A 19,169-nucleotide genomic window follows, 5' to 3' on the forward strand; every position below is an offset into this window, starting at 1 on the left:
ATCGCCGACCCTGCGGCGTCCCCCGAGGCGCGGCCGAAGAGCTCCCCGTTGCGGGTGGCGATGGCCAGTTTCATCGGGACCACCGTCGAGTACTACGACTTCTTCATCTACGGCACCGCCGCCGCCCTGGTGTTCCCCAGACTCTTCTTCCCCGACGCCTCGCCCCTGATGGGGGTGCTGCTGTCCTTCGCCACCTTCGGGGTCGGCTTCCTCGCCCGCCCACTCGGCGGGGTGGTTTTCGGCCACTACGGTGATCGACTGGGCCGCAAGAAGATGCTCGTGCTCTCCCTCGTCGGCATGGGAGTGGCCACCTTCCTGATGGGCCTGCTCCCCAGCTACGCCAGCATCGGCATCGCCGCACCGATCCTGCTGACCCTGCTGCGGCTGCTGCAGGGCTTCGCCGTCGGCGGCGAATGGGGCGGCGCCACCCTCATGGCCGTCGAACACGCACCGAAGAACCGCAAGGGCTTCTACGGGTCCTTCTCCCAGATGGGCGCCCCCGCCGGCGTCAGCCTCGCCACCCTCGCCTTCTTCGCGGTCTCTCAACTGCCCGACGAGCAATTTCTCTCCTGGGGCTGGCGCATCCCGTTCCTCGTCAGCTCCGTGCTCATCGTCGTCGGACTCGTCATCCGGCTCACCCTCGAGGAAAGCCCCGACTTCGCCAAGGTCGTCGACGAGAAGGCGGTGACGAAGATGCCGATCGTCGAGGCCTTCCGCAAGCACCGCCGCGAGATCCTCCTCATCGCCGGTACCTATCTCAGCCAGGGCGTCTTCGCCTACATCTGCATGGCCTACCTGGTGTCCTACGCGACGTCGGTGGCGGAGATCAGCCGCACCCAGGCGCTGGCCGGAGTGTTCGTCGCCGGACTGGTCGCCGTCGTCCTGTACCCGGTGTTCGGGTCCATGTCCGACACCTTTGGCCGAAAGACGCTCTACCTGGTCGGCGCCGCGGCGATGGGCATCGTCATCGGACCCGCCTTCGCTCTCATCAACACCGGCAACCCCTGGCTGTTCATGGTGGCGCTGGTGCTGGTGTTCGGTATCGCGATGGCACCGGCGGCCGGCGTGACGGGCTCACTGTTCTCGATGGTCTTCGATGCCGACGTCCGCTACTCGGGGGTTTCCGTCGGCTACACCCTCTCCCAGGTCGTCGGCTCCGCCTTCGCGCCGACCATCGCCACCGCCCTCTACGCAGCCACCGACTCGAGCGTGTCGATCGTGATCTACCTGATCGTGGTCTCGATAATCTCCGTGGTGTCGGTGATCCTGCTGCCCGGCGGCTGGGGCCGCAAGGGCGCCTCGCTGCAGCTCGCGGCAGACAGCGGACGCTCGGCCACCGTGCCGGCCGAGCGGACGGGACTGGTCAGCAAGTGACCCGATCTGCGGCCCTCACGTGCGCGGCGAGGTCACTCGTCGCGCCCGTGGGGGTCCGCACGGTTGAGCACACGGCCCAGCGCCAACGCCGCCGTCCGCACGGCGGGCGCGAGCAGCTGCGGCTCGAACAGCTCGGCGGGCACCGACACCGACAGCGCAGCAACGGGTTTGCCGAGAGAGATCACCGGCGACGCGAGGCAGCACCCCCCGAGAGCGGCCTCCTCGCGCTCGGTGGCCACCCCGGTGCGCCGGACCCCGTCGAGTTCGCGGGCGAGCACGTCGGGGTCAGTGATCGAGTGCGTGGTGTATCGGCGCAGGGGACCAGCCAGGATGCGGGCGCGAACGTCCGGATCCTCGGGGGCCAGGAGCGCCTTCCCCACGGCGGTGCACGTGAGCGGCATCCGGCCCCCGATCTGGGAAGGGAACGGCAACGCGGCATGCCCGTGAATCTTCTCCGCGTACACCGCGTCGGCGCCGTCTCTGACCGCGAGATGCACGGTCTGCCCGGTCACCGCGAAGAGATCTTGCATGAACGGCAACGCGGCACTGCGCAGGCGGTGCTTGAGGCCCACCCGCTCGCCCAACTCGAACAAGGTCAATCCGAGCTCGAAGGTGTTGTCGCGGCGTGTCAACCAGCCCAGGTTCGTCAGATCGACCAGCAGCCGGTGAGCGGTGGACCGAGGCAGTCCGGTGCGGGTGGCGACCTCCGCCAGCGTCAGTGCCGTACCCCCCGGAAACGAGTCGAGCACCCACGCCGCTCGCTGCAACACCGACACCACATCCCGCGACATGGGACAGATCCTAGTGCAGTGCCCGGAGCGTCGATAGCGTTCCTCTCATGAGCTCCGTTCCCCCCGTGACCTCGGTGCCGAACCCCGTCGCCGTCGCCGCCGACCGTCTCGCCGAGGCGTCGACGTCGAAGACGCCGTGCGCCCCCGTCCGCGACCTCGTCGCCAGCGACGACGTCGACACCGCGTACCTCATCGCGTCGCGAAACGTGCAGGCGCGCATCGCCACGGGTCGCCGCATCGTCGGCCGCAAGATCGGCCTGACATCTCCGGCGGTGCAGAAGCAACTAGGCGTCGATCGCCCCGACTTCGGAGTCCTGTTCGACGACTTCGACGTCTCCGCCGACGATCAGATCGATTCCGCCCGGCTGCTGCAGCCACGGATCGAAGCGGAGATCGCCTTCATCCTCTCGAACACCATCGACCGAGAGATCACCATCGACGACGCCCCCGGGTACGTCGACACGATCGCCGCAGCCTTCGAGATCGTCGACAGCCGAATCGCCGGCTGGGACATCACCCTCGCCGACACCGTCGCCGACAACGCCTCCTCCGGCCTCTACGTCCTCGGCGACACCGTCACCCGCACCGCCGCACCAGAACTCGCCGACGTCGACATGACCATGACCGCCGACGGCGACCAGGTGTCCACCGGCCGGGGATCGGACTGCCTGGGCAGCCCGTGGAACGCACTGGTGTGGCTGGCCAACACCAGCCTGGCCTACGGATCGCCCCTGCAGGCAGGCGAAGTCATCCTCTCCGGCGCACTCGGACCCATGGTTCCGGTCACCGCCGGATCGACCTACGAAGCAACCATCCCCGGCATCGGCACGGTCACCGCCACCTTCACGGCCTGAGCAGCACATCCCACCCGACACCAGAACCACGACGAATCGAGACACCATGGCGCCCACCAAAGCCGCTGTCATCGGTTCCGGCAACATCGGAACCGACCTTGTCATCAAACTGAAGAGAGTCGCGAAGAACGTCGAGATCGCCGTGCTGGTCGGCATCGACCCGAACTCCGACGGTCTGGCCCGCGCACGCCGAATGGGCATCAGCACAGTCGATTCCGGTGTCCAGGGCCTGATCGACCACCCCGATTTCGCGGACATAGACATCATCTTCGACTCCACCTCGGCCAAGGCGCATGTCGCGAACGCAGAGGCACTGCGACCCCACGGTAAGCGGTTGATAGACCTGACCCCGGCCGCGCTGGGCCCGTACGTCGTACCGGCCGTCAACCTCGACGAGCACCTCGACGCTCCCGACGTCAACATGGTGACCTGCGGCGGACAAGCCACAATTCCCATCGTGGCAGCGATCTCCCGCGTCACCGCGGTGCACTACGCCGAGATCGTCGCCTCGATCGCCTCGAAGTCCGCCGGACCCGGCACCCGCGCGAACATCGACGAGTTCACCGAGACGACCGCAGAGGCGATCGAGAAGGTCGGGGGAGCAGCCCACGGCAAGGCCATCATCGTTCTCAACCCCGCCGAACCGCCGCTCATCATGCGCGACACCGTCCTCGCCCTCGTCACCGACCCCGACCAGGACGCCGTCCGTCGATCGATTCACGACATGGTCGCCGACGTCTCCGCCTACGTTCCCGGCTACCGCCTCAAGCAGGACGTCCAGTTCACCGCCCTCGACGACGCCGAATCCGTCGCCACCCTCACCGGCGGTGTCGAGAAGGGGCCGGGCCTGTGGAAGGTGTCGGTGTTCCTCGAGGTCGAGGGCGCCGCGCACTACCTGCCTGCCTACGCCGGCAATCTTGACATCATGACCTCCGCCGCCCTGCAGGTCGCGGAGAAGATGGCCACCGAAGCAGCACTGGAGACAGCCCGATGACCGAGACCACCACGCGCGCCTTCGCCGCAGACGGCGCCGCCCTCTACATCCAGGACGTCACCCTTCGAGACGGCATGCACGCCATGCGACATCGGATCGACCCGACCACCGTCGCTCGCGTCGCCGGCGCCCTCGACGCCGCCGGTGTCGACGCCATCGAAGTCACCCACGGCGACGGCCTGGCGGGTCACAGTCTGACCTACGGGCCCGGAAGCAACACCGACTGGGAATGGATCGAAGCCGCGGCGTCGGCCGTCCACCGCGCGAAGCTCACCACCCTGCTCCTGCCCGGAGTCGGCACGGTGGCCGAGTTGACCAAGGCCCACGACCTGGGTGTCACCTCCGTCCGCGTGGCCACACACTGCACCGAAGCCGACGTCTCCGCCCAGCACATCGACAAAGCCCGCGAACTCGGCATGGACGTCTCCGGGTTCCTGATGATGTCGCATCTGGCGGAACCGGCACAGCTCGCCGAGCAGGCGCGCCTCATGGAATCGTATGGTGCACACTGCGTGTACGTCACCGACTCCGGTGGACGTCTGACGATGAACGGCGTCCGAGAGCGTGTGCGGGCCTACCGCGACGTCCTCGACCCGAACACCCAGATCGGCATCCACGCCCACCAGAACCTGTCACTGTCCGTCGCGAACTCCGTCGTCGCCGTCGAGGAAGGCGTCACTCGCGTCGACGCCTCACTTGCAGGTCACGGCGCCGGCGCCGGCAACTGCCCGATCGAGCCGTTCGTCGCCGTGGCCGACCTGCACGGATGGAAGCATGGATGCGATCTCTTCGGCCTCCAGGACGCCGCGGATGACATCGTGCGCCCGCTGCAGGATCGCCCCGTCCAGGTCGACCGCGAGACCCTGACCCTCGGTTACGCGGGGGTCTACTCGAGCTTCCTCCGGCACGCCGAGACTGCTGCGCGGCAGTACGGACTCGACACCCGCGCCATCCTGCTCGCCGTGGGTGAGCGCGGCCTCGTCGGCGGCCAGGAAGACCTGATCACCGACATCGCCCTCGACCTCGTCGCCGAGCGGGCCTGACTCGCGCACGCACCGAACCGAACCTTTTCGACCGACACAGGAGATCCCATGAGTGCCCCCGTCGACGTTCCCTCGTACACCACCGACGCCTTCTTCGGCCTCGAGGACAAGTGGTTGCCCACTGCCCCAGGCGAACTCACCCACTACCACGAACTCGGAGAAGGCACACCGATCCTGTTCCTGCACGGGTCGGGCACCGGCGTCACTGCCGCCGCGAACTGGTGGCTCAATCTCCCTCAACTCGCCGAACACGGTCGCTGCATCGCCATCGACTCCATCGGCTACGGCCAGAGCGTCGTTGCCGAGGGCACCGAGTACGGAATCCGCGAGTGGGTGCGCCACGCAGTACGTGTCCTCGACGCACTGGGCATCGAGAAGACCTGGATCGTCGGGAACTCACTCGGCGGATGGTTGGCGTTCCAATTCGCCATCGACTTCCCCGAGCGTCTCCTCGGAATCGTCTCCATGGGCACGGGCGGCGCGAAGCTGACCGGAGCACTCAAAGGGCACTCGAACCCTCAACTCAGCGAGGAGGGCATCCGCCACACCCTCGAGCAGTTCGTCGTCGACACCTCACTGGTCACCGACGAGCTCGTGACACTGCGCTACCAGTCCGCCCTGAACGACACCGCGTCCGACAGACTCGCGGACGTCGTCGCCGCCCGCGACCGGGACCGCACCGAACTGCCCCTCGACTTCGACGTTCTCGGCAAGCTCGAGATCCCGGTACTCCTGATTCACGGGGTGCAGGACGTGGTCATTCCGGTGTCGCGAACGTGGGAGCTGCTCAACGTGATTCCGCACGCGGACGCCCACGTCTTCAGCCAGTGCGGACACTGGTCGCAGGTCGAGCGCGCCGACGAGTTCAACCAGATCGTCAGCGCCTATCTCACGCGTCGCCTCGTGCGAGGCTGATTGTCGGTCGTCGCGGGGAGGTGGCTTGACAGCACGGCGTGACCACTCGTCGTGACGTTCGCCGAGCAGTCAGGACCTGCCCTCCCCGGTGTCTTCGACGTGTAACGAGAACCGTAGGCTCGCCGACACGACGCCCAACTCTATGGTGCGGCTCGCGCCGACCAGCGCTGGCTGCACGCCGCCGAGGAATGACTGGGCGAGTGCAACTCACACTCTGTCGTTCGCGAGGTCGATGTTCGCCGCCTCCACGAGCTCTGAGAATTCATGGTCGGTCTGGCGCTGCAACCTCTTCTCCGCCCAGAAGTCACCGTCGAAAGGGACATGGGTCGATGCGATACCTGCACCGCCTTCCGCGAGATACCAACCGATCTCCGTGATCAGCCGTCTGGTGTTGGATTTAGATATCACGTAATTACCCCCGAAGCGTTCGATGCAGTGGTTCGGTGAATCGATGGTGAGCCGGCGCGACCACGACGCGTGAATGCACGTATCGACGACACCGCCATGTCGGCGGTGTCGTCGACGCGAATGATCTACCGGTCCACTCGACTCGAGTTCAGTTGCTGCGCTGCGTGTTCCAATCGTGCCGACGTGCCTCGCGGACAGCCGGCACATCCGGGCCTCGAACGACGGTGTTGCGAATCGTCCCGAGGGTCGCCACCGTCATCTCGACCACGTCGCCGGGCTGGAGTGGCGCAGGGGTGCGAGTACCGGAGCGACCCCACAGTTCACCGAGACATCCGCCGTTACCGAAAGTTCCGGATCCCAGGACGTCCCCGGCCTTGACCCATGTCCCGCGTGACGCTTGGGCCACGAGTTCGTCGAACGACCAGCTCATGTTGCGCAGGTTGTCCCGGCCGGTGACTGTGCCGTTCACCGAGACCGTGCCGTCGACATCCAGGAGGCCGTCGGCGGTCAGGTGAGGATCGAGTTCGTCGGCCGTCACGAGGAAGGGCCCGAGTGTGGTGGCGAAATCCTTGCCCTTGGTCGGCCCGAGGCCGACTTTCATCTCTGCGAGCTGGGTGTCACGAGCCGACCAGTCGTTGAAGATCGTGTATCCGAAGATGTGGTCGCGAGCTTTGTCCGGGGCGATGGACATTCCATCCCGGGATACGACGGCTGCGATCTCGAGTTCGTAGTCCAGGACCTGGCATGCCGGTGGCACGGCCACGTCGTCGTGGGCACCGATCATCGCGTAGGGATTACTGAAGTAGAAGACCGGTCTCTTGTACCACTCGGGCTCGACTTCGTGGGCTGCTGCCATCGATCGGCCGGCCCCGTCCATGTGTTCCTCGAATGCTGCGAAGTCGCGCACCGTGGGGGGGTCCAACGGTGGCAGCAGGCGTACGTCGGCAAGTTGGACGGGACGATGACCCAATGCCTCGGAACCGGCCTCGAGGGCGGCGGGGAGTCCGGCGCGAACGAGTTCGAGGATGGATCCCTGCCGTTCGAACGCGTGCAGTCCGTCGTCGCTGACGACGCCGGAGGTGGTTCGACCATCGTGAACCCACGTGGCGAAACGCATGGCGAAGCTCCTGTCGTTGTGGTGGGGGCTCAGCCGCCCCCATGAGGTGGTTGCGATGAGGGCGACCGATGCACGGGCGGCGCCGGTCCGGAGCCTCAGCAGAGTGATCGGTGGACGTTGTGCTCGGTCGGGGTGCTAGCCGGTCGGTTGCGAGACCACCGCCGCGAAGGTGTCGGAGACCCAATCAGCGATGTCGGTGCCGACTCGGGGCAGGTCATCGATCCCGATGTGCTCCGCACCGCCCTGCTCAGCGGTGAAGATACGAAGCTCGCGAGAAGGCGCGTTCACCGCTTGGTCGTAGGACCGGTGCGCATACTGCAAGGGAATCTGTCGATCGTTCTCTCCGTGCACGATGAGGAACGGCACCGTGATCTTCTCCACGACTCCATCGAGGTGGATCGAGTCGGCGAAGTCGATGAACTCGTCGAGATCGTCGTGGCCCCAGACCCACAAGACGTGGTCCCAGTAGTGCGGAACCGGGTGCTCGCCCTCGCGGTCGAGCCGCCGACGCTGCACCGCACCCCAGTTGTGGTTCGCTCCCCAGGCGACGCACAGGGCGAAGCGCTTCTCGAAAGCCGCGACCCGAGGCGAGTAGTAGCCACCCAGCGACCAGCCCACGACTCCCATTCGGGCGGTGTCGACGTCCTCTCGTGCAGTCAGCCAGTCGACGACCCAGCCGGCCCAGGTTTCGGATTCGCGACGTGCCGTCAGACCTTGCAGACGAAGTGCCTCCCCTGAGCCGGGTTGGTCGAGCATCAGACACGAGATGCCCCGATCTGCCAACTCGGCCCAGAATCCCGAGATGTACATGTGCTCTTTGGTCGAGTCCAGGCCGTTGATGAGCATGATGACCGGAGCCGGCCCGTCCGCCGTCGCCGGAGCCGCCGAGAAATAGCCGGGCAGAGTCGTGTCCTCGAAGGGGATGGCAACCCGAGTGATGCGGTGGTCGCGAAGGTCGAAACCCTTCTGGGCCAGCTCCATCACCCGGCGGTAGATGGACGCGCGGTCGGGGTGGCTCGCGGAGAGCATCCGCTCAGCGGTGCACAGATAGTTCGTGGCACGGGCATAGATCCCGCCGGCGGTCAGATCGTGGCCCGCCTTCTCCGCGGTCCGAGCCGACTCCACCAGCGAATCCGTGAGGCCGGTCCAGACCTTCAAGAACTCGCCCGTGCCGGCATCGCTACCGCCTTTCGCGGCCTCGAGCAGCGGGCGGCACGCACGATCGACCTCGTCGATGCGTCCGCCGGAGTTCATGGCACCTACCACGGACATGTTCCAGACGTAGTTGCCCGGAAAGTATTCGAACATCAGGCTCTCTCTGTTGCGTGAAATGAAGGTGTGGAACGAGGGTGCTCAGGCACCCGGCATCGTGGCGAGAAGTTCGGGGATGCTGATCAATGCCCGATTCAGGGATCCCGAATCCGCCAGCACGGTCTGCCCGGTCATGACCGTGTTGTGTCGAGACGCCAGGAATGCGTAGAGCGGGCCGTACTCCTCGGGCGTCGGCATGTGCTGAAGCGGAGCCAGCCATTCGAACTGCTGTCGATACACGTCGGCCGGAATGTCGGACTGCAGAGAGTTCTCGAGATCGAGTGCAGCCGGCCCGCGCAGCTGACTGTTGGCGATTCCGGTCGGTGCCACGGCGTTGACACGGATCCGCGGCGCGAACTCGAATGACATCTGATTGACCAGAGCGCGAATGGCGCCCTTGCTTGCGGTGTAGGCCACTCCGCCGCCATCCGCGGCGAACGCCGCCTGCGAACAGGTCCATACGACGGCACCCCTTTCGGCCTCGAGCAGGTCGAGGAAGATCCGCGCGGTCAGGACGTAGCCCTTGACGTTGATGCTGAAGACTTCGTCGAGGAGAGTGTCGACACGCTCCACCGGTGTGTCGGCCAGCCGAACGTTGCCGTCCCAAATTCCCTGCGCGCCAACTATGCTCGTCAACCGTCCGAATCGAGCAACGATCTCGTCGCGGCAACGGGTCAGGTCGGCGATGCTGCGGACGTCGCCCTGTACCACCAGTGCGTCGCTGCCGAACTCTTCCCGAAGCGTCGCGACCTTCTTGTCGTCGTATTCGAACAATGCCAGCGTCGCGCCCTCGTCACGGAAGTGTCGGGCGATGCCGAGTCCGAGACCGGACCCCGAACCGGTGATGAGGACGACGTGGTCATCGAGAAGTTGCATGGCTGTAGTCCTTCGAGAGAGGTGACTGGCGTGAAATGGGGGAGTGGATCGACTGTGGCGACACCGATCAACGGGCAACTGACCGTGCCTGATCGGAGTTCACCGCGTGTGCGAGAGCGAGGGCCTCGTCCCAGGTGCCGCCACGAGCGAGTAGCTTCTTGTACCCGCGCAGTGACCGAGAAAGCCCACTGGCGAACACGGAGTGGAACTCACCGCCCTGGCCGAACAGGACCAGGAATTCGTCGGTGAACAACGACCCCTCTGCAACGAAGATCTCGTCACCGGGGGCCCGTCGACCGTAGCTGTGGAACCGATGCCCGAACTGATCACTCCAGAAGTAGGGCACGCCGCCGAAGGGCTCGCCGGAGCCGCGGGCGATGTTGAGCCCGACGTGCCTGCCCTTCTCGACGGCGTGTGTCCAGTGCTCGATGCGCATCGGCTCGCGGAACATCGGGTGAGCGGATCGGGCCACGTCGCCGGCCGCCCACACGCCGCGGATGTTGGTTCGACCGGCTGTGTCGGTGAGTACGCCTCTGTCGAGGGCGACACCCGAGCCCAGAAGCCACTCCACGTCGGGGTCGACTCCGATGCCGGCGATCACGTAGGAGGTCCGATGCGTCGAGCCGTCCGCCAGGTGCAGCGTGTATGCGCCCAGTCCACCCGTCACGGACGTGACTGCGCTCGACATCTTCAGTCGCACACCGTGCTTGGTGTGCAGGTCGGCGAGGACCTGGCCGAGTTCGGGGCCGACGATGGCCTCCAGAGGTCGCTCTGTGTCGTGCAGAACTGTGATCGACACACCATGGGCCGTGAGTCCGGCAGCGATCTCGAGCCCGATCAGACCGGCGCCGACGACGGTCACGTCCCCGTGGCGGGCGGCTGCCCGCCGGAGGGCACCGAGATCCTCCGGGGTCCGGAGGACCGGAAGCGGTTCGCCCTCGACCGTGGTGAGTACCCGTGGGCGACCACCGCACGCCAGGACAACGGCGTCCCACGGCAGCGTTTCACCGTGATCGGTGATCACGTACCCGCGATCCACGTCGAGTCCCACTGCTCGGTGACCGAGCATGAGCGAAATACGGTTCTCGCTGAGTCTCTCTGTGGAGCGGATTTCGAGAAGCTCCGGTTCGCCACGGCCGAGAAGCAACCCTTTCGACAGCGTCGGACGGTCGTAGGGATGGTGCAATTCGGAACCCAGGACGGTGATCCGACCTTCGAACCCGCCCTCACGGAGCCCATCTGCTGCGGCAAGGCCCGCCGCGGACGCCCCGACCACGACGACGTTGTCCGTGCCCGACAAGGCGCCCATCACGACGGCCCGGGACCTTGAAGAATGGCCTGTGCAGGGCACGCCCTTACTGCCTCTGCGAGGTCGTCGACATCGTCAGGATCGACCTCTTGACGTAGCAGGACCGCAGCCGGGGCGTCTGCCGGAAGATCGAAGACATCGGGCAGAATGCTCGTGCAGATGCCGTAGGAACGACACCGGGCGGCGTCCAGACGGACGACGGTCTGGTCACTCATCGAGAAGATCCTTTGCTCACAGAAACAGTCCGAGGTTGGGAGTGGCGATCGCGACTTCGGTCAGGAGAATCTCCCTGCGCAGGAGTCGCGGCCCGTCCGCGGTGAGTCGAAGCTCGTCGTTGCGCCGGTAGGGGAGGAGATCGAAGTGCGGATCGATTCCTCTCTGGCGGTACAGCAGCACGGCGCTCGAGACCGAGATGACGCCGTCACGGTCGGTCGGTCGAGCCAGGACCGACCCGACGAGACGCATGGTGCGCGAGGGCGGGATCTCCGAGTACGCCTGAGAAGTAGCCAGTCGATCGATGCGCAGACGTACGTGCGCCAAGGTGTCGCGGACCCGATACGCGGAGCGATCGACTTCGTCCGACCGCCTCTCGGTCGCCTGTCTGATCGGGATCGTGTACAGCAGTTCGGGATCGAGGAGCAGGAACCATTCTTCCTCGTCGGCCTCGTCCAACAACTTTGCTTCGAGGGCCAGGAACCGAGTCGCAGTGTTCTGCAGATCGAGGTCTGTCAGGGGGCTCGGGTGAACAGCAGTGGGTGCGAGGTCGGAGATGTCGACGGTGGTCATCACGCGGACCGCCCGTCGATCGTCTCGGAAGACAGGTTGCCACGCATGGTGGCGAGCCAGTGCTTGTAGAACGCCAGCTGAGCGAATTCGCCGAAACCGGTGCGCCGCTTGATCCCCGGGCCGTGATAGTCGGGGTCGGGTGCGGTGTCGACCGTGGTTCTACCGGCCTGCTCGAAGTTGAAGCTCAAGTCTTCGCGTTGCATCCATGCGCTCTTCGCCGCGCGGGCTGAACCCTCCCAGGCGACGGTGTCGTCCGTTTCGAAGGTTCCGGCGGATCCGAAGAGCAACTGGCCCGTCACGTAGGCATCGAGCTGCTCCTGCTCACTCTGGCACTCGTAGACGAACTGCCAGTTCCACAGCTCCATCTTGCCCGGGGCGATGGGCTGCCACACCCGGAAGGTCGTGACGACCGCTGGAGGGCCACCGGGAACCGTGGGGGCGAAGGCGCGCAGGTAACTGAAATTCGGGAAGATGTTGCCGATCGTCGGCGGGTTGGTCTCGAGGACATACCGCTGAGCGTCGTCGAAGACCGAAAGGTCGAATTTGGCAACGGTTTCCGGTGAATAGCCCCACAAGGGCAGTCCGAGTTGCGGCCACGGCAGACCGAGCGTCCCGTGGCCGCCATCGAAAACGTACGAATTGATCATCTCGGCGTTGGCACCCAGGCCTTGGACCATTCCCACCTCTTCGTTGCTCCAGTGCAAGGTGTCGACGTGGTAGGCGTCACCGGAAAAATTTTCGGCGCCGGCCTTCCAGTCCGCGTTGATCTGGTACCTCTCGGGTGGGCCGGCGATCTTCATACCGCCGGGTGCCAGCTTCACCAGGACGTCCAGCATCCAGCCGGCTCCGCCCAGGTATTCCTCCAACGAGGGACCTTCCGCTGCCAGCGACGCGAAGATGAAGCCCGAGCGGACGTCGACCCGTGGTGCCCTCTTGAGACCCCACTCCTTCGGATCCATTCGCGTGCCGTAGGCCGCGCGCATGTGTGGTGTGCCGATCAGGTCGCCGTTGTTGGAATAAGTCCAGCCGTGATAGGGGCATTTGAAGAACCGAGAGTTCCCGGTGTCCGTCTGGCAGACCTGGGTGCCGCGGTGGCGGCAGTAATTGGACAAGACGTTGATGCCGCCCGAACCATCGCGCGTGACGATCACGGGATCGAGGCCGATGCGGCGCTGCACGAAGTCGCCGGCGTTGGGGATTTCGCTTTCGTGCGCGACGAAGACCCAGCACGTACCGAACACCTGGTCCATTTCGGCGCGAAAGACCGCGTCGTTGTTCCAGATCTCCGCCGGTACTCGATTGTTCTCGAGTTCCGTCTCGACGCGGTCGAGGATCGGCGTGACATCCGAAGCGATGGTGGGCGTGATGACTGTCATGTAGCTCCCTTGCAAGCACCGAGTCGATCAGGGTGAAGCTCTGATGGTGAAGTCATAGTATGACCGCCATCACAACGCCGGAAGGTGAAAAATTCGATGCCGATAAATCGATGAGATCGATGGATTCGACAGGCGAAACGGGAGCGGAGAGCCCCCTGGTGTGCACCTGTTATCGATGTGGTTGATGCTCTCGCATCGACACGAATCGTTTCTGCGGCTCATCGACGCGGCTTAGCCTGATGTTCGCGCCGCAGCCCTTGCCGCGCATCCGTTGCTCGCGGACTACCCGGACCGAACTAGGTGACCTCAATGATTCGACTCGAACACAGTCAGCACGGCGGTGGCAGACGCGGTGCAGTGTCGGCGCAAGCTCGCGATCGCCGAGTGTCCGCCTCGTGACGCTCTTGCTCGACGACCGGACCGTCCGTGAATCGTTCGGCTGGGCGCAGGCAATCGAGGCACTCCGTGCCGCGTACGCCGGCGATGTCGGAGACTCCCGTTACCCGGAACGCTCGATGGCTCGCGGTGACGCCAGCTGGCTCCGGACCCTCACCGGGGTATCGGCCGGCGGTGTCATGGGCGCCAAACATATTGCCGCATCCATGACGGCCCGTCAGGTGTCCTACCTCATTCCCCTGTTCGACGAGCACACTGCCGAGCTCGTGGCGTTGATGGATGGCCAGTCGATCACGGGTTTCCGGACTGCTGCCACCTCAGCGCTCGCCGCTCAGCTCCTGGCAAGCCCCGGCGATCTCGACGTCGCCGTCATCGGCTCCGGTTTCGAAGCGGGTAAGCACCTGAGTGCTCTCGCCTCGGCAAGCACCCCGTCCTCGGTCAGCGTGTGGAGCCCCCGGGAAGAGAGTCGACTTCGGTTCGTCGCAGATTTCCAGGACACGGGTGTACGCGTGACCGCCGCCGACGATGCCGAGAGTGCGGTTGCAGGAGCCAACCTGGTGATCTGCGCGGCACGTTCGCGCGATGAGTCACCCACCGTTCGCGGTGCCTGGCTCCGCCCCGGAACCACGGTTGTCTCTGTCGGATCGACCCTCCCCGAACAACACGAGGTCGATGTCGAACTGATGGATCGCGCCGATCTCATCGTCGCGGACATGGTGGACGAGGTCCTGCACGACACCGGAGATGCTCTCGCTGCCACGGCAGCAGGCATCGATCTCGGGAAGAAAACCATCTCGCTGGCAGACCTCGCGGCGAACAGACATCCGGGCCGAACCGACGACGACCAGATCCTGTTGTACAAGTCGGTCGGCTCAGCGGTGCAGGACATCGCCGTTGCGGCTATGTGCCTGGCCGAGGCCCGCCGCCTGGGACTCGGAGTCCCACTGCCCATCTCGATCCCGCCAGTCCGGAAATGAAGGTGCACCGATGACTACTTCACTCGACGCCGAACACAGATCCGGCCACGGTCTCGCCGACCAGGCACTGTCCAGGTCATCTTCCTACGTCGACGGGCAATGGCTCACGCGAGACGGTGGCGAACGTCTGATTGTGCACAACCCCTCCACCGGTGAACCCATCGCCGACCTGCCTTCGTCCGGCGCGAAGGAAACCGAGCTCGCCGTCACCGCTGCCTACCGCGCCCTGCCCGCATGGCGTGGACTGTCCGGCAAGGAACGCGCGAACATCTTGCGTCGGTGGTTCGAGCTGGTCCGGGACAACACCGAGGACTTGGCGCGGCTCATCGTTCTCGAAGAAGGTAAGCCCTTGGCCGAGGCGGTCGGCGAGATGAACTATGCAGCGTCCTTCATCGAGTGGTTCGGTGAGGAGGCCAAGCGTGTTCGCGGCGATATCTTCCCCGCTCCCGAATCGTCTCGACGAGTCGTGGTGTTGCGGGAGGCGATCGGCGTCTGCGCAGCCATCACGCCATGGAATTTTCCCGCCGCGATGATCACTCGCAAGGCAGCTCCCGCACTCGCCGCCGGGTGCACGATGGTGGTGAAGCCCGCCGAACAGACGCCACTGACTGCGCTGGCTCTGGCCGAGCTCGCCGAACGAGCCGGCGTTCCGGCGGGGGTGCTGAACATCGTGGTCGGCGACGCGCGGGAGATCGGACCGGTGCTGACCGGTAGTCCCATCGTCCGCAAGGTCAGCTTCACGGGGTCGACCGAGATCGGCCGACTACTGCTGGCCCAAGCAGCGCTCACGGTCAAGAAGACCTCCATGGAACTCGGTGGCAATGCGCCGGTCCTGGTCTTCGACGACGCCGATCTCGACGAGGCAGTAGACGGCGTTATCGCCACGAAGTACCGCAACACGGGCCAGGCGTGCATCAGTGCCAACCGGGTCTATGTGCAGTCCGGTATCTACGAGCGTTTTGCCGCAGCGCTGACCCGGAAGGTCGAGGGCCTCGTCGTCGGCGACGGATTCGACCCCGGCGTCCAGCAGGGACCGCTCATCGACGTCGACGCGGTCACGAAAATTCAGGAGCACGTGTCCGACGCAGTGGGTCGAGGTGCCCGTGTGCTCTGCGGCGGTCGGCGTCACGATCTCGGCGGCTTGTTCTACGAACCCACTGTGCTCGCCGATGTCGATTCCACGATGCGCATCACACGCGATGAAACGTTCGGACCCGTTACCCCGTTGATCCGATTCGAAGCGGAGGGCGATGCGATCCGTATGGCCAACGATACCGAATTTGGCCTGGCCGCTTATCTTTTCACACGCGATGCGGAGCGCACGTGGCGGGTCAGCGCAGCCGTCGAGGCGGGAATGATCGGCATCAACACCGGTCTGATCTCCAACGAGATCGCGCCCTTCGGCGGCGTCAAGCAGTCAGGTCTGGGTCGAGAGGGTTCGGTGTACGGCATCGACGAATACATGGAGATGAAATATCTCGCCTGGGAGGGTGCCGGCGCGTCGTGACAATCGCCTCACAATGAAAAACCCGAATTTCGAGTACAACTCCCGAGAGGAAACATAATGGCTGTCTACACCCGTACCGAGGCTCGCGAATGGGCTCGTGAGAAGCTTGTCGGCGCTGTGAATTGCACGATCCCGTCGTTCACCGGCGATCTGAAGTCCATCAATGAGGCAGGCATACGCCACGACATTCGTCGAGCGAAAGAACACGGATTTCTCGGGACGCTCGGGGTGTCCGAGGTCAACATCACCCTGCCGGAGTACTTGGACTTCCTTCGCATTGCCCGCGATGAGGCCGGCAAGGACTTCGTCGTCGTACACCACGGCAGTTGGAGCACACTCGCCGACAACATCGAAGCCGTTCGCGGGGCCGAGGAGGCGGGCGCCGATATCGTGCTGTGTTCGTACCCGCCGAACTTCTATCCGGAGTCGGAAGAGGAGATCTACCAGTACACGAAGGCGGTGTGTGACGCCACCGATCTCGCCGTCATCGTCTTCCCGATGTACCTGTGGGGTTTCAGTCCGCGAATCCATCCTTCGGACATTCCCACCCGCCTGATCCGTCGCCTGCTCGACGATTGCCCGAACATCGCCGTCATCAAGGCTGAAGGCGGGTTTCCCTACATCCAGGGAATCATCGACTGCCACCGCCTCTTCGGTGATGAAGTCGTCATCTCCGTACCCATCGAGGCCGATCTGATCCCCCTGTCACAGGTGATGCCCATTCAGCTCTCGGCAACCAGTGACCACGAGTTCTACGGGCCCATCATCCCGCAGGTGATGAGCCTGGTCGCCGACGGCAAGCTCGACGACGCTTCGGAACTGTTCTGGCAGACGCATCCTGCGCGCAAGGCCAAGGCGGCCCTGGGGCAGGCGCTCAATGGTGGTGCGTTCATCAACCGCCAGTCCTGGAAGTTCCAGGGATGGCTGCAGGGATACAACGGTGGCCCACTGCGTCAGCCGACCCAGCGAATCCACGACGGCCAGATGCTCGCTCTCCGCAAGGGCCTCATCGACTCCGGCTTCGAACCTTCCATGGACCCGCTCCGCGAGTTCTTCGTCGGCCGTAACCCGGCCTGACAACTTCGGTCAGCGAGTCGGGGTGGCGACGAGCTTGGCCGCCTGCGCGCGCAGGCGGCCTCGGAACCATGCCTGAGCAGGATCCCGGTCGAGCCGGCGAAGCCAGATGAGCGTCTCGGTGATCGGCTCCAACTGCATGGGTGGATCGATGAGCTGCAGATTGGCGGCTTCCGCCACTCTGGTCGCGAGAGTCCTGGGGATCAGTGTCACCAATGGGCTGTTGCGCAACATGAACGGGGCCACTGTGGCACTGGTGCTGACTTCGACTCTGCGCGGAATGCCGAGCACATCGAGGTTCGCGTCACCCAGAGAGGGCCGTGACCCGTTGCCGAAGGTCGCCGCGAGGTAGGGCATTGCGCTGAACTCCTCGACCGTCATCGCCGGACGGACAGCTCCGTTGGCGGCGTCCGCTGCCAGAACGTAGCGGTCACGGTAGAGCACCTCGCGGCGGACGTTGTCCCTCCACAATGCGGGGAACGACGAGATGGACTCTCTCGGCAGCACGATCACGTCGACGCGCCCGCGGAGCATTTCGTCGGGAATGTCGTAGGAGACAGTCCTCATCTCCAGCCGGATGTTCGGGTACTTCGACGATATTTCCACCAGGAGGGGGTGTAGAAGCGCCGCCGCCGCGAAATCGCTCGCAATCACCGAGAAGGAATGCTCGTCGACTTCGGGGTCGAACGATCCGAGGGACGACAACGTCACCTGGAGCTCGGCCAACGCGTCGCTGACCGGACCGGTCAACGCGTTCGCAAGTGGAGTCGCGATCATCACTCGGCCCTGCCGAACGAGGATCGGATCCTTGAGGAGTTTGCGTAAGCGAGCCAGGGTCGAGCTCATCGCAGGTTGCCCCACCCTCAGGCGCGCAGCCGCACCGGTGACGCTTCGTTCGGACATCAACGCCTCGAACGCGATCAGCAAATTCAAGTCGATACGGCTGAGCTGCTCGAGCACGTGATGGGGCAGATGGCCGGTGCCGGATTCCCTTCTCTCGCTCATCGTGCGGTTCCTGCCGCCCCGGGCCACGTTCGTTGCGAGGCAATGTCGGCCAGCCGCTCCCGTAACCAACGGTGGCTGGGGTCGTCGTGGTTTCGACCAGCCCAGACCATGACCTCGGTGATCGGTTCCAGCGGCATGGGTGGCGTGAGCAACTTCAACCGCGCGCCCTCGGCGACCGTCGACGCCAGACTGGCGGGAATGACGGAGACGAAGGGCGTGTCGCGCAGCAGGAATGGCGCAATGCCGAAGCCTGTGGTCACGTCCAGTCTCCGCGGAATTCCGAGTCGGTCCAACTGTGTCTCGACGAGGGTGGGGGCGTTGCCGTCGTTACTTGCGAGGTAGGGCAGCGACGAGAACTGCTCCAGTGTGATGCCATCCGAGACGAGTGGGTTGTCCGCGTCCACGGCGATGACATACGGGTCGGTGTAGAGCGTCTGGTACTCGAACAAATCGGTGATCGTGTCGGCGGCTGCCAGTGGGACGATCGTCAGATCGACATTATCGGCCGTCAGATCGTCGAGAAAGCTCGCAGAAACCGGTTGGATGCGTAGCTCGACGTGCGGCGCCTCGGTCGGTAGCGCGACGAGTAGCGGCTGGAGCACCGCCATGGAGGCGTAATCACTCGCCATCACTGTGAAGCTTCGGTTATCTCGCGCCGGCTCGAACGAGGGTGGTTCGGTCAGAACCGAATTGAACTTGGTCAGCGCCTCCCGCACGGGGCCCACGAGCGACTGAGCCAGAGGAGTCGGGAACATGGTCCGGCCTCTGCGCTCGAGGACCGGATCGTCCAGCAATGCCCGCAACCTCGACAACGTCGAGCTCATGGCCGACTGCCCCACGGACAGTCGGCGCGCAGCCGCAGTCACGTTCTGCTCGGACATGAGGACGTCGAACGCCACCAGAAGGTTGAGGTCGACCTGCCGAAAATCCATGATCAGACGGTACGCTCATAATTGATCGCATCGATAGCAAAGCATCGCAAAACATTGTTGGTGCAGCGTGATCGGCGCCACTACCGTGATGTCATCGGCGCCCCGCCCGGGGCGCGGTCGAGAG

The 19,169-nt window shown here is 64.8% G+C and carries 18 protein-coding genes; 8 read left to right on the top strand and 10 right to left on the bottom strand.

Annotated features, from left to right (window positions below; translation table 11 throughout):
- Nucleotides 1-60: 60 nt before the first annotated feature.
- Nucleotides 61-1,374 carry an MFS transporter gene (locus ASG69_RS17725; protein WP_056695861.1) on the top strand — a complete coding sequence of 438 codons (1,314 nt, stop codon included), beginning with the start codon at nucleotides 61-63 and terminating at the stop codon, nucleotides 1,372-1,374.
- A 32-nt stretch (nucleotides 1,375-1,406) separates the two neighbouring features.
- On the opposite strand, the gene ASG69_RS17730 is transcribed toward ASG69_RS17725, so the two are convergent.
- Entirely contained in the window at nucleotides 1,407-2,165 is a 759-nt protein-coding gene (locus ASG69_RS17730; RefSeq protein ID WP_200933853.1) for an IclR family transcriptional regulator, read from the bottom strand.
- A 47-nt stretch (nucleotides 2,166-2,212) separates the two neighbouring features.
- On the opposite strand from ASG69_RS17730, the gene ASG69_RS17735 reads away from it, so the two are divergent.
- Genes ASG69_RS17735 through ASG69_RS17750 form a run of 4 tightly spaced genes read left to right on the top strand, consistent with a single transcriptional unit; the run spans nucleotide 2,213 to nucleotide 5,971 of the window.
- The gene (locus ASG69_RS17735) at nucleotides 2,213-3,019 is read left to right on the top strand and encodes a 2-keto-4-pentenoate hydratase (RefSeq protein WP_056448861.1); all 807 of its coding nucleotides are present in this window, start codon (nucleotides 2,213-2,215) and stop codon (nucleotides 3,017-3,019) included.
- A gap of 46 nt (nucleotides 3,020-3,065) precedes the next feature.
- Nucleotides 3,066-4,013, top strand: a complete 948-nt coding sequence (locus ASG69_RS17740) for an acetaldehyde dehydrogenase (acetylating) (RefSeq protein ID WP_056448858.1) — start codon at nucleotides 3,066-3,068, stop codon at nucleotides 4,011-4,013.
- Entirely contained in the window at nucleotides 4,010-5,056 is a 1,047-nt protein-coding gene (gene dmpG, locus ASG69_RS17745) for a 4-hydroxy-2-oxovalerate aldolase (RefSeq protein ID WP_056448855.1), read from the top strand. Before ASG69_RS17740 ends, dmpG begins: the two co-directional genes overlap by 4 nt.
- 48 nt (nucleotides 5,057-5,104) lie before the next feature.
- Nucleotides 5,105-5,971: an alpha/beta fold hydrolase gene (locus ASG69_RS17750; RefSeq protein WP_056448853.1), complete on the top strand. Its 867-nt coding sequence runs from the start codon at nucleotides 5,105-5,107 to the stop codon at nucleotides 5,969-5,971.
- Nucleotides 5,972-6,527: 556 nt separating this feature from the next.
- On the opposite strand, the gene ASG69_RS17760 is transcribed toward ASG69_RS17750, so the two are convergent.
- From ASG69_RS17760 to ASG69_RS17790, 7 genes are all read right to left on the bottom strand, one after another.
- Nucleotides 6,528-7,496 carry a fumarylacetoacetate hydrolase family protein gene (locus ASG69_RS17760; RefSeq protein ID WP_056448847.1) on the bottom strand — a complete coding sequence of 323 codons (969 nt, stop codon included), beginning with the start codon at nucleotides 7,494-7,496 and terminating at the stop codon, nucleotides 6,528-6,530.
- A 135-nt stretch (nucleotides 7,497-7,631) separates the two neighbouring features.
- Nucleotides 7,632-8,804, bottom strand: a complete 1,173-nt coding sequence (locus ASG69_RS17765) for an alpha/beta hydrolase family protein (protein WP_056448844.1) — start codon at nucleotides 8,802-8,804, stop codon at nucleotides 7,632-7,634.
- Between the two features lie 45 nt (nucleotides 8,805-8,849).
- The gene (locus ASG69_RS17770; protein WP_056448841.1) at nucleotides 8,850-9,683 is read right to left on the bottom strand and encodes an SDR family oxidoreductase; all 834 of its coding nucleotides are present in this window, start codon (nucleotides 9,681-9,683) and stop codon (nucleotides 8,850-8,852) included.
- Between the two features lie 67 nt (nucleotides 9,684-9,750).
- The gene (locus ASG69_RS22255) at nucleotides 9,751-10,992 is read right to left on the bottom strand and encodes an NAD(P)/FAD-dependent oxidoreductase (protein ID WP_056448838.1); all 1,242 of its coding nucleotides are present in this window, start codon (nucleotides 10,990-10,992) and stop codon (nucleotides 9,751-9,753) included.
- Nucleotides 10,992-11,207, bottom strand: a complete 216-nt coding sequence (locus ASG69_RS22260) for a ferredoxin (RefSeq protein WP_082544693.1) — start codon at nucleotides 11,205-11,207, stop codon at nucleotides 10,992-10,994. Before ASG69_RS22260 ends, ASG69_RS22255 begins: the two co-directional genes overlap by 1 nt.
- Nucleotides 11,208-11,223: 16 nt before the next feature.
- Nucleotides 11,224-11,778 (bottom strand): aromatic-ring-hydroxylating dioxygenase subunit beta, encoded by a 555-nt coding sequence (locus ASG69_RS17785; protein WP_082544692.1) that lies wholly within the window; start codon nucleotides 11,776-11,778, stop codon nucleotides 11,224-11,226.
- Nucleotides 11,778-13,154: an aromatic ring-hydroxylating oxygenase subunit alpha gene (locus ASG69_RS17790; protein ID WP_056448835.1), complete on the bottom strand. Its 1,377-nt coding sequence runs from the start codon at nucleotides 13,152-13,154 to the stop codon at nucleotides 11,778-11,780. Before ASG69_RS17790 ends, ASG69_RS17785 begins: the two co-directional genes overlap by 1 nt.
- A gap of 395 nt (nucleotides 13,155-13,549) precedes the next feature.
- Between ASG69_RS17790 and ASG69_RS17795 the strand changes: the two genes are divergently transcribed.
- Genes ASG69_RS17795 through ASG69_RS17805 form a run of 3 tightly spaced genes read left to right on the top strand, consistent with a single transcriptional unit; the run spans nucleotide 13,550 to nucleotide 17,111 of the window.
- Nucleotides 13,550-14,527 carry an ornithine cyclodeaminase family protein gene (locus ASG69_RS17795; protein ID WP_056448833.1) on the top strand — a complete coding sequence of 326 codons (978 nt, stop codon included), beginning with the start codon at nucleotides 13,550-13,552 and terminating at the stop codon, nucleotides 14,525-14,527.
- Between the two features lie 10 nt (nucleotides 14,528-14,537).
- Nucleotides 14,538-16,034: an NAD-dependent succinate-semialdehyde dehydrogenase gene (locus ASG69_RS17800; protein WP_056448830.1), complete on the top strand. Its 1,497-nt coding sequence runs from the start codon at nucleotides 14,538-14,540 to the stop codon at nucleotides 16,032-16,034.
- 57 nt (nucleotides 16,035-16,091) lie between these two features.
- Nucleotides 16,092-17,111: a dihydrodipicolinate synthase family protein gene (locus ASG69_RS17805; RefSeq protein WP_056448827.1), complete on the top strand. Its 1,020-nt coding sequence runs from the start codon at nucleotides 16,092-16,094 to the stop codon at nucleotides 17,109-17,111.
- Between the two features lie 9 nt (nucleotides 17,112-17,120).
- Here ASG69_RS17805 and ASG69_RS17810 read toward each other — a convergent pair whose 3' ends face one another.
- Together ASG69_RS17810 and ASG69_RS17815 are read right to left on the bottom strand one after the other, a co-directional pair.
- Complete coding sequence (locus ASG69_RS17810; RefSeq protein ID WP_156380568.1) at nucleotides 17,121-18,113, bottom strand: LysR family transcriptional regulator; 993 nt, start codon at nucleotides 18,111-18,113, stop codon at nucleotides 17,121-17,123.
- On the bottom strand, nucleotides 18,110-19,012 hold the full coding sequence (locus ASG69_RS17815) for a LysR family transcriptional regulator (RefSeq protein ID WP_162246790.1): 903 nt from the start codon (nucleotides 19,010-19,012) through the stop codon (nucleotides 18,110-18,112). The genes ASG69_RS17810 and ASG69_RS17815 overlap by 4 nt, the downstream gene beginning before the upstream one ends.
- Between the last annotated feature and the right edge of the window lie 157 nt (nucleotides 19,013-19,169).

Source organism: Rhodococcus sp. Leaf225 (assembly GCF_001426145.1).
GTDB lineage: Bacteria > Actinomycetota > Actinomycetes > Mycobacteriales > Mycobacteriaceae > Rhodococcoides.